This window comes from Methanothermococcus sp. (assembly GCF_015523155.1).
GTDB lineage: Archaea > AGJL01 > Methanococci > Methanococcales > Methanococcaceae > Methanofervidicoccus.
This window is the reverse complement of sequence record NZ_WAKW01000055.1, coordinates 39,784-50,219: the sequence shown is the minus strand read 5'-3', so window position 1 is coordinate 50,219 and position 10,436 is coordinate 39,784. Positions and strand designations below refer to the sequence as shown.

10 protein-coding genes and 1 pseudogene are annotated in these 10,436 nt (G+C 28.7%); 8 read left to right on the top strand and 3 right to left on the bottom strand.

What is annotated here, in order from left to right; translation table 11 throughout:
- From F7B34_RS05680 to F7B34_RS05655, 6 genes and pseudogenes are all read left to right on the top strand, one after another.
- Positions 1-449 (top strand): annotated as a pseudogene (locus F7B34_RS05680) (hypothetical protein); the annotation flags it as partial.
- Positions 450-518: 69 nt separating this feature from the next.
- Complete coding sequence (locus tag F7B34_RS05675) at positions 519-1,262, top strand: hypothetical protein (protein ID WP_292460867.1); 744 nt, start codon at positions 519-521, stop codon at positions 1,260-1,262.
- A 99-nt stretch (positions 1,263-1,361) separates the two neighbouring features.
- Positions 1,362-2,876 (top strand): hypothetical protein, encoded by a 1,515-nt coding sequence (locus F7B34_RS05670; protein WP_292460866.1) that lies wholly within the window; start codon positions 1,362-1,364, stop codon positions 2,874-2,876.
- Entirely contained in the window at positions 2,863-3,183 is a 321-nt protein-coding gene (locus F7B34_RS05665) for a hypothetical protein (protein WP_292460865.1), read from the top strand. The genes F7B34_RS05670 and F7B34_RS05665 overlap by 14 nt, the downstream gene beginning before the upstream one ends.
- 21 nt (positions 3,184-3,204) lie before the next feature.
- Entirely contained in the window at positions 3,205-4,353 is a 1,149-nt protein-coding gene (locus F7B34_RS05660) for a winged helix-turn-helix transcriptional regulator (RefSeq protein ID WP_292460864.1), read from the top strand.
- An 80-nt stretch (positions 4,354-4,433) separates the two neighbouring features.
- Entirely contained in the window at positions 4,434-5,213 is a 780-nt protein-coding gene (locus tag F7B34_RS05655; protein ID WP_292460863.1) for an NAD+ synthase, read from the top strand.
- 189 nt (positions 5,214-5,402) lie between these two features.
- Here the strand turns inward: F7B34_RS05655 and cofG are convergent, their stop codons facing one another.
- From cofG to F7B34_RS05640, 3 genes are all read right to left on the bottom strand, one after another.
- Positions 5,403-6,599 (bottom strand): 7,8-didemethyl-8-hydroxy-5-deazariboflavin synthase subunit CofG, encoded by a 1,197-nt coding sequence (gene cofG / locus F7B34_RS05650; protein ID WP_394355315.1) that lies wholly within the window; start codon positions 6,597-6,599, stop codon positions 5,403-5,405.
- Positions 6,592-7,506: a dihydroorotate dehydrogenase gene (locus tag F7B34_RS05645; RefSeq protein ID WP_292460862.1), complete on the bottom strand. Its 915-nt coding sequence runs from the start codon at positions 7,504-7,506 to the stop codon at positions 6,592-6,594. The genes cofG and F7B34_RS05645 overlap by 8 nt, the downstream gene beginning before the upstream one ends.
- 69 nt (positions 7,507-7,575) lie before the next feature.
- Complete coding sequence (locus F7B34_RS05640; RefSeq protein WP_292460861.1) at positions 7,576-7,968, bottom strand: Rpp14/Pop5 family protein; 393 nt, start codon at positions 7,966-7,968, stop codon at positions 7,576-7,578.
- A gap of 202 nt (positions 7,969-8,170) precedes the next feature.
- On the opposite strand from F7B34_RS05640, the gene nadC reads away from it, so the two are divergent.
- Both nadC and glmU read left to right on the top strand, forming a co-directional pair.
- Positions 8,171-9,022, top strand: coding sequence for a carboxylating nicotinate-nucleotide diphosphorylase (gene nadC, locus F7B34_RS05635; RefSeq protein ID WP_292460860.1), 852 nt, complete (start codon positions 8,171-8,173; stop codon positions 9,020-9,022).
- A gap of 173 nt (positions 9,023-9,195) precedes the next feature.
- Positions 9,196-10,422: a bifunctional sugar-1-phosphate nucleotidylyltransferase/acetyltransferase gene (gene glmU / locus F7B34_RS05630; protein WP_292460859.1), complete on the top strand. Its 1,227-nt coding sequence runs from the start codon at positions 9,196-9,198 to the stop codon at positions 10,420-10,422.
- The last annotated feature ends 14 nt before the right edge of the window (positions 10,423-10,436 follow it).

Sequence of the window (10,436 nt, the reverse complement as noted above, 5' to 3'; positions counted from 1 at the left end):
GAAGTGAAAAATCACCTTATGTATATGCCTACGATTTAATACCTCAGAATTTCTCAATTGTAGGTAATATTTCAGTAAATAGAAGTTATATGTTAAATAATACTGGAAACCATTCTGTATCTGACCCAAGATATAACATGAGTATATACTGGGCATTGAATCCACTTAACGGTGGTGCAAACGGTGATGGTTCTTACAACGATTCCACTGAAATAAATAACAATGAAACAGTAGTAATACACTATAAATTAAATGGAACAGGGGAATTCAATCCATCAGATGCATTCATAGTAGGTATCGACCCTACGCATTCATTACTTCCTACAACATCACCCAAGATATTACTTGTAAGTGGTGCAGTGGCTGATAATTACGAAACTTTACTTATGCTTCTCAGTGGTTTAATCGGTGTAGGGGCTGTAATTAGGGGAAGAAAATTAAATAAATAAAAATATTTATATAATTAAAGTTTATATAGAAAAACATTATAAAGGCATATAATGCATAAAGGGGATATTATGAAAAGGTTCTATATTTTTTTTCTTTTATTAATAAGTATATCCTATGTCCATGCAGATGTTGAAAAGATTGCAAATTACAACCTTGTGGTGGATGTTGATAATGGAGGGGGATATGCCCATGTAAAAAATGCATTTATTATTAAAAACCTTGTAAATTACCCCTTAGTTCCTGGAATTGGAGAGTTGAGATTACAGGAAAAAGGTCCAAAAAAAATCTTGGGAATTCCAATCCCAGGAACAAAAGATGTAAAATCTATCGATATAAAAAATTTAAAGGGCTATTATAAAATAGGCAACGGCGAATTAAAACCTATGAAGGTATATGTAATAAACAATACAAACTTTACAACAATTTGCTATGAAATATGGGAACCAATGGATAAAAATTCCAATGTTACTGTTGTATTGGAATACGATGCAAACATTGTGGATAATGGGGTATTTTTTAAGACTTTAACCATTCCTGTTGGATGCGATATGGATATAGACAATTTAAATGTAAAGTTTAATTCAAAATACCATTTAACTTATCAAAAACCAGATAAATCTGAATTTAGTGTTCCAAAAAATACATTACTTATGATAAACACCGAATTTTCAATACTTCCTTTACCAAAACTACCAACTCATGGCTATATATTATTGTGGTTGGTAATCTTGGCTACGCTTGTTTCTATATTCATATCTATTGAGATTAAGAGAATGGGAAAAGAAAAAGAGAATGGAAATAATAAAAAATAAAAAAATTAAATAAATTTCTTCTTCTTTTTTTAATTTTGTCTAATATTGTACTAAAAATTATAAATATGATTTTTTTATATATTATATTTTGGTGTTTATATGAACTATAAATATACTATAATGTTGGTGTTATGTTTATGCTTATTTAACACGATATCTAAAAATTCTGCTGAAATATATAACTATGAGGATGTGGTTTTTTATCCAAATAGTTCAATTCATATAAATATATCAAAACTTTACATAGATTACAGCAATCCAGAGGCTTTTAGTGTATATATCTATTACAACAATGTAAGTGCCTATATTCCCTATCCAAAAAATATTACAATAGATACTCCTCCTGTTCCTTTAAATCTATCTATAAATATCTCTGGAAATAAGGAAGACAATAAATGGAATATATATTACAAAATTAACAACAGTTATAATTTCAATCTACCATGCAACATTTCATTTCCAAAAGGTTATAATATTAAAAATATCTCTTTAAATATCCCTGCTAAATCTATTAAAACTATCCACCTAACAAAATATTCAAACTCCGATACATTATACTTTAACGATAGCAATGTAAGTTTTGAAATTCCCTCCAATATTGCGATAAGATATTCAAAATCTATTCCATTTTCCATTACAAAATATTCTATAAAAATTAACAATACCAAAGAATGGATAGCAAATTACACTCTAATTAACAATCAAAATATAACATTATATTGTAATATATCATATTGGGCAGTTGTAAATAATTCAAAAATCGAGCTTGGAAATACGAGTTGTTTATTATATTCAAATCAAAGTATATCCAAAACCTTTAAAATATATACAGATAATGTCCCAATATTTTATGTATATTTTGATGCATACAATAATACATACAGAAAGATATACATAAGACCAGCACTTAAAATTAACAATAGGTATATCATTGGCATGGCAAAGGTTAAAGGATTATGGTTTTACTCTCCATCCATTAATCCCCCTGTTATTAATCCTATTTCACCAATTCACAATCATAAAAAAGAAAATAAAGAAAAAGAAGAGGAGAAAAATAATAGGGAACAAATAGAACCTTCACATAGAAAAAAAGAGGTTGAGGAAAAGAAAAAGACAGTTAATAAAAATAAAAAAAGTGAGAATATAGAAAAACCTAAATATCCATTGTTAAAGTTTCCAGTTGTATCCCATAAGTCATTTAGCAAACAAAAAGCTGTTTTGATATCAAACACTTTATTTCCACCATTACTGTCAGCACTGTTCCCAATGCTACTTAGAAGAAGAAAGGTGCTAATACTAAGCTGTAAATTACCTAAGGAATATTTAGAACATGCCTATTCAGAATTCAACAGAATATATATTCCAGGCAATAAATACCTTAGAGGAGATGTTAAAAATATAACTATGTATGGTTTGGACAAAGAAGATTGGGCATATGTTAAAGATTTACATGAAATATATGATATTCCGCTAAATGATGCAAAAGCTATAGTTATATCTTCAAAAACACCCAATGCAACAGTTTATTTATCAAATAAAAAATCCTACAAAATAGCTCTTGAAATAGGTTTAAATGTATTTTTTATTAAAGGTGCATATTATGAAAAAAAATAAAAGAGGATATATGGGGAAAGCGGAGGATGATAATATGGAAATTAATAACAATGACAATATCATTGAAATAGATGAAAAAACCGAGATAATAGAGAAGGATGTTATAACAATGTTAAAAAAACAACAGAAAAAAAAGAGAAGAGATACTTTAATGGGTTCATTGTTGATAACAATCTCTGTAATCCTACTTGAAATTTCACTGCTGATTTTTATAGATATTATAAAATTGGATGTTATATATGGATTTGTAATTTTAACGATTGTAGTAATAACCATGAGTTTTGGTATATATTTGTATAATCGTTAGAATTTTAATTATGGAGATAATATGAAAAATTTTAAAACATATATGTTTCTCTTTTTGATGTTTTTTTTGTATGTATCCAATGTATCTGCATTGGAAAATTTTTACGATATTGAAAAGATAGATAGTCTTTGCTACAATAATTCAATATATTTAGAGTATAAAAATAACACCCCTGTTTTTTATAATAATATAAAAAAGCAATATATCATTAAACCCCCATATATTTATTCGGATAAGGAGTTCTATCCTTTGATTAAAAAACTGAATTTTAAAATTAGCAATAATACATATAACTTAATAATATCCAAAAGGGACCTTAACACTACAAAAGATGCCATAATTTTTGCTCCAATACTTTCTAAAAAAATTAACATATCCACAAACATATATTGGGAAATAAATCCATTAAAACTTAATAAAACCAAAGTCATTGGTCACTATATTTATCCTGAGATGGGAGAAGTTGTTGCAAGATATGAAAATGGAGAGCCTGCTGCAATAAAAGTAGGTAATAAATTGTATGTAGGATTTGAGCCAAACGAGTACAGTTTAGCTAATTTAATATATATATTTATAGTTAAAAAGACCTCATTCTCTATTTTACCAATTATATTAATTATACTTACCTCTTTATCTCTTATTTTACTCACATTTGAAGATATAAAAAGAAAAATTATGGAATATATTTATAATATACTATCAACAATAACTTTTGTTATATGGAGAATAAATGTAAATAACAAAGATAAGGTTCTTTTAAATAAAAAACGAAAAGGAATCTATGAATACATAGTTGATAATCCAGGATGTCATTTGAGAAAAATTTCGGAAGACTTAAATATGGCATTATCAACAATAACATGGCATTTAAGAATATTGGAAAAGGCAGAATTAATAAAATGTAAAAAGGTAGGAAATAAAATTATTTACTATCCAGAGGGCATGGATAAGGAGGATTTGTTGTTATTGTATTTAACAGACACCCAAAGTCAAATATACGAGTATTTACTAAATAACAAATCTCATTTAAGAAAGATAGCCAGAGATTTAGATTTAAATGTTGAAACAGTTAGATACAACCTAAGAAAGTTAGAGGATTTAGAGCTCGTAAAAAGTAAAGAGGAAAACAATAAAATTGTATATTATAGCGATAAAATTATAAATATATAAATATAAATAGTTTTAAAATAAGAGGTATTTCTATAAAAAATTATTAATTTTTGGAGTATAAAGATATATAAGGTGAAATAATGAAATATGGTAAAGAAGAATTAAAAGAATTAACTAATAGATTAACCAATTTTGTAAATGATATGGTTAAAAATGCCAGTGCAAAAGGGGTTGTAGTTGGTTTAAGTGGGGGTATAGACAGCTCGTTAGTAGCCACTTTGTGTGTGAAAGCCCTTGGAAAAGAGAGGGTTTTAGGTGTGATAATGCCTGAGAAGAATTCAAATCCAACGGATAAAGAACATGCTATATTAATTGCAAAAAAATTAGGTATAAGGTATATAATTTCAGATATAACTAACATTTTAATTGCATTTGGAGCTGGAGGGTATATTCCAACAAGGGAATTTGATAAGGTGGCAGATGGAAATCTTAAACCAAGGATAAGGATGTGCATATTATATTACTATGCAAATAAAAATAATTTGCTTGTTGCAGGAACTTCAAACAAATCAGAAATATATATGGGCTATGGAACAAAATACGGAGATTTAGGAAGTGATTTTTTATTAATAGGAAATCTTTTTAAAACTGAGGTTAGAGAGCTCGCAAAATATTTAGGTATTCCAAATGAAATAATAAACAAGGCACCATCAGCAGGACTTTGGGAAGGTCAAACTGATGAAACTGAACTTGGAATAACTTATGAACTTCTTGATAAAATTTTAATGAGGATTGAAAACAATGTGGATAAAGAATTAATTTCAAAGGAATTAAATGTTTCTATTTCACAAATAGATAATATTTTAAAAAGGATAGAATTAAACAAACACAAATCAGAACCATTGCCAATACCAAAATAAATATTTTTATTATTATATCATAATCCCATCCATGCTCGTTGCCATGCTAAATGAATTAAATGGAAAAAAATATAAAATAAACCTAGGGAAGGGAATAAAGTAATAATAAAAGAAAATGGGTACTGCTGGTTTAGAATTAAGTAGTTTTATTTTTTATTAAATATGTATCTTTTACTCTATTGGTTATTTCTATTTTTTATAAGACATAATTTTTTCAAGCACCTTATTACTTAACCATGTTTTATTAATATATTTTTCATAAACTGGCAATCTCTCCTTTAACACGTATCCAAATTCCTCAGTATATCTCCTTAACTCCTCAATCTCCGGCCATGGGGCTTCTGGATTCACATAGTCTTTTGTTAATGGAGATACTCCTCCCCAGTCATCGACACCTGCAAATAAGAATAACTGACCAGTTTCAGAATTTAGATTTGGAGGAACTTGTATAGATATATCGTTTAATATTAATTTTGCCACGATTAAAACCTTCAACATTTTCAAAGGAGAAGGTTCTTTAAAGTCCTCCATGGGTATGCCTTTTTTCGACCTGAAATTCTGAATTATAACTTCCTGAATATGCCCATATTTTTCATTAAGTTTTTTAATGTCATATAATGATTTAACAATTTCCTCGTTTGTTTCACCTATCCCAATTAAAATACCTGTTGTAAATGGAATTTTTAATTTTCCAGCATTTTCAATCATTTTTAATCGTTTTTTCGGCTCTTTTCCAGGGCTGTTCTTATGTGCAATGGTTTTAAAAAGCCTTTCACTTGAATTTTCAAGCATAAGACCCATGGAAGCATTAACTTCTTTTAATAGTTTTAGTTCTTTATAATTCAATATTCCGCAATTTGTATGTGGCAATAACTGGGTATTATTAAGGCACCATTCTTCCAAATCATAAAGATATTCTAAAATGTTATTATATCCCATTTTTCTTAAATCTTCCCTTATTTTTTCGTTTTCATCAACCCTTTCTCCAAAGGTAAATAATGCCTCTTTACAGTCGTATTTATCCCCTTTTAAAAGGATTTCTTTAACCTCATTTTTATTCATCAATTTATAATTTTCCCTTCTAAATGTGCAATACCCACAGATATTTCTACACCAATTGCACAATGGAATAAATACATTTTTTGAGTATGTGATGTATTTTTTATTATTTTTATTATTTTTAGCGTTTTCCATTTTATTTATTAATTTTAACTTATTAACTACTTCAGATGGATTATTTGAGTTTAAAAATTGCACAAATTCTTCGAATTTGCTAATTTCCTCGCTTACGCTCTGAAATTGCACAAATTCTTCGAATTTGCTAATTTCCTCGCTTACATTTGGAAAGTCATCAAATTTATTATCATTAAAATTTTTCTTACTCATGAGCACCCCCTATTATATCTTTGAGTTTGAGATTCTTCTCCTTTAAAAATGCCTCCATCTCATCACAGATTTTATTAAATATATCGTATCCTCTATAATAAACACCAGTTCCAACCTGAACCGCATGAGCTCCTGCCAACATAAATTCAATAGCATCATATCCAGTAGTTATTCCTCCAACTCCAATTATTGGGACATCAACAACCGAATAAATATCATATATATTTTTTACGGCTATTGGCTTTATAGCTTTTCCAGACATTCCACCGACTTTATTTCCTAATATTGGTTTTTGAGTTTCTATATCTATTACCATTCCAGGACCTAAGGTATTTATTGCCGTAATACCATCAGCTCCTGCTTCAACAACTGTTTTTGCTATCTCCTTTATATCCACTACATTTGGAGTAAGTTTTGCTATAACGGGAATATTTACAGTATCTTTTACAGCGGAAACAACCTTATATGACAAATCTGGATTTTGACCTATCTGAGCTCCGTAGCAACCACCGGCATGTGGGCAGGATATATTTAACTCTATTAATTGCACATGGGGCTCAATAATTTCTGCAACCTTTGAAAACTCATTGGGGTCTTTCCCATATATGGAACCTATTAATTTTACATCCATTCGTTCTAAATCGTCCTTAACTCTTTCAAGTTCCTCGATATATTCTCTTACTCCTGGATTTGGAAGTCCCATAGCATTTAAGAAACCTCCCTCAACTTCAACTATTGTTGGATTATTATGTCCTTCTCTTTTTTCCATTCCAACTGACTTTGTGCATAGGGCTCCTGCACCGTTTTTTGCTATCCTTTTTAATGCACTTCCTGTTTCACCCATCACTCCAGCAGCTAAAAATACAGGATTTTTAAAATCAATTCCAAATATACTGGTTTTTAACATGATAGCACCTTTATTTTTTATATAGTTAGTTTAAATTATTTTACTATTTTATGGTTTTAGGTTTTTTAATTATTTAGATTGCATTTCTCTTTTTCTTCTCTGAATAACTTTATAATATTCTTCATGAGGAACTTTTAAAAATTTTTTCCTCGATTTTTTTATGCTTCCTGAAACTCCCAATATTATTATATTTATTGGATGTTTTTTATATTCATTAAATAAAATAAGTGCAGATTTCACAAAATCCACTTCATCACGACATACCCTTAAAAGACCCTTTGGATGATTATAATCAATTAACCATGGATTGCTCTTTGAACAGCCCCAAACTCCATAGTAATTAATAATTGCAGTTCTGATTATATTTACTACTTCGCTTCCAGACAATTCCTTATAATAAAGAATTTTAAATGAAATATATCTTTTTTTCTCCCTTAGTGTAGGAGGAAGTGTTTTAAGCATAAGATACCACCTTATAATATATAAATGAAAGAATAATTTGATAATATTTCAATACATACTATATATGTTATATAGCTAATTATAGGAGATATAAAATTATATTAAATGTATTTATGTTCAAAAATTAAAGAAATCCAAGAATACTTAATAAATACTTTTATTTTAAAATTTAATAAATAATATAAAATATTATGGTGATTTTATGATAAATGAATATGCAAAAAAACTCTTAAAAGAATCTCTTATTTATGATGTTGGTTTTGGAGATTTAACCACAGAATTGATTATTCCAAAAAACCACGAATCCAAGGCAATAATAAGAGTTAAGGAGAATGCGGTAGTTTGTGGAATAAATATTGTAGCGGATTTCTTGGATGATTATAATCTAAAATACAAAACCTTTGTAAATGAGGGGGATATTGTCCAGAAAAATACCTATATAATGGAGATTTATGGAAATACAAAAACAATCCTAATACTTGAAAGAACAATTTTAAATTTTTTAATGCATCTGTCTGGAATAGCTACAAAAACATACAATATAGTAAAAATGGTAAGGGAAATAAATAAAAATGTAAAAATTGCCTGCACGAGAAAAACCCTTCCAATGCTGTCAATGGTTGAAAAATATGCAGTTTATATTGGAGGAGGCGATACCCATAGATTCAGATTGGATGATATGGTGATAATTAAAGATAATCACATCGAAGCCGTTGGAATCGAGAAATGCTTTAAGGAGATAAAAAAACTCAGTTTCTCAAAAAAGGTGGAGATTGAAGTAGATAATTTAGAGCAGTTAAAAGAAGTATTAAAATACAGACCAGATATTGTATTGCTGGACAATTTTAAACCTGATGATATTAAAAATGCCCTTAATATAATAAATGAATTTGAAAATAAAAAAGGACACAGACCCCTTATTGAAGTTAGTGGAGGAATAAATGAAGATAATGTAATGGATTATGCAAAATACAATATTGATGTAATATCCATGGGATGTTTAATACATTCCGCCCGTGCCGTTGATATGGGGTTGGATTTATTTAGAATGTGAATTACCTCTTACCTTATGGATTTGGGTTAAACGAAAACCTTTCGGTAATGGGAACTTCTCGACGGAATAAGTTAATTTTATTATATTTTATTATCGTGATAATTTTTATATTATTATAAATAAATAACAAATATAACTTAAATTTAGAAATTAATTATAACATGAGGGAAATAATGGATGCAGTTATATTATGTGCTGGAAAAGGAACACGATTAATACCCCTGACGGAAAACAGACCAAAGTCAATGATTCCAATAGCGGGGAAGCCGATTTTGGAGCATATAATTAATAAAATTGAAAATTTTGTAGATAACATATATTTAATTGTGAAGTATAAAAAGGAAATAATAATAAACCACTTCAAAAATCATCCAAAAATAACTTTTATAGAACAGAAAGAAATTGATGGAACAGGATATGCCGTTTTAATGGCAAAGGAATACATAGATGATGATTTTTTAGTAATAAACGGCGATGTTATTTTTGACGACGATTTAAAAGATATTGTAAATTATAAAAACGCAGTGGCATTAACTGAGGTAGATAATCCTGAAAATTTTGGGGTGGTGGTTTTAGATGATGAAAATAATATAATAGAATTACAGGAAAAGCCGAAAAATCCAAAATCCAACCTTATAAATGCAGGCATATATAAATTTGAAAAAAACATATTCAATATATTGGAAAATTTAAAACCATCGGAGAGGGGGGAGGTAGAGCTCACCGATGCTATAAAGGAGCTCATCCAAAATGGAACTATAAAGGGCATAAAATTAAATGGATATTGGAACGACATTGGAAGACCTTGGGACTTACTGGATGCAAATAAACATCTTTTAAAAGATATTAAAAAAGATATAAAAGGAAAAATTGGAAAAAATGTTGTAATTGAAGGAAATGTAATAATAGAAGAAGGGGCAGAGATAAAACATAACACCGTAATTGAAGGACCTGTAATAATAAAATCTGGTGCAGTAGTGGGTCCTATTGCATACATTCGACCAAATACCGTTTTAATGGAAGATACGGGAGTTGGAAACTCATCAGAGGTAAAAGGAAGCATTATAATGAAAAATACAAAGGTTCCGCATCTTTCCTATGTGGGGGACAGTATAATTGGAGAAAACTGCAATATAGCCTGCAATACCATTACGGCAAATTTAAGATTTGACGATAAGCCAGTTAAAGTAAATATAAAAGGAAAAATTGTTAAAAGCGTTAGAAAACTTGGAGTAATAATGGGGGATAATGTGAAAACAGGAGTTCAGGTTTCGTTTATGCCAGGGGTTAAAGTTGGAAGTAATTGCTGGATTGGAGCAAACTGTTTAATTGATAAAGATGTGGAATCAAACAGTTTTGTTTATAAAAAAGAAGAGAAAATAATAATTGCTAAAAGATAAAAAAATAGTTCTTT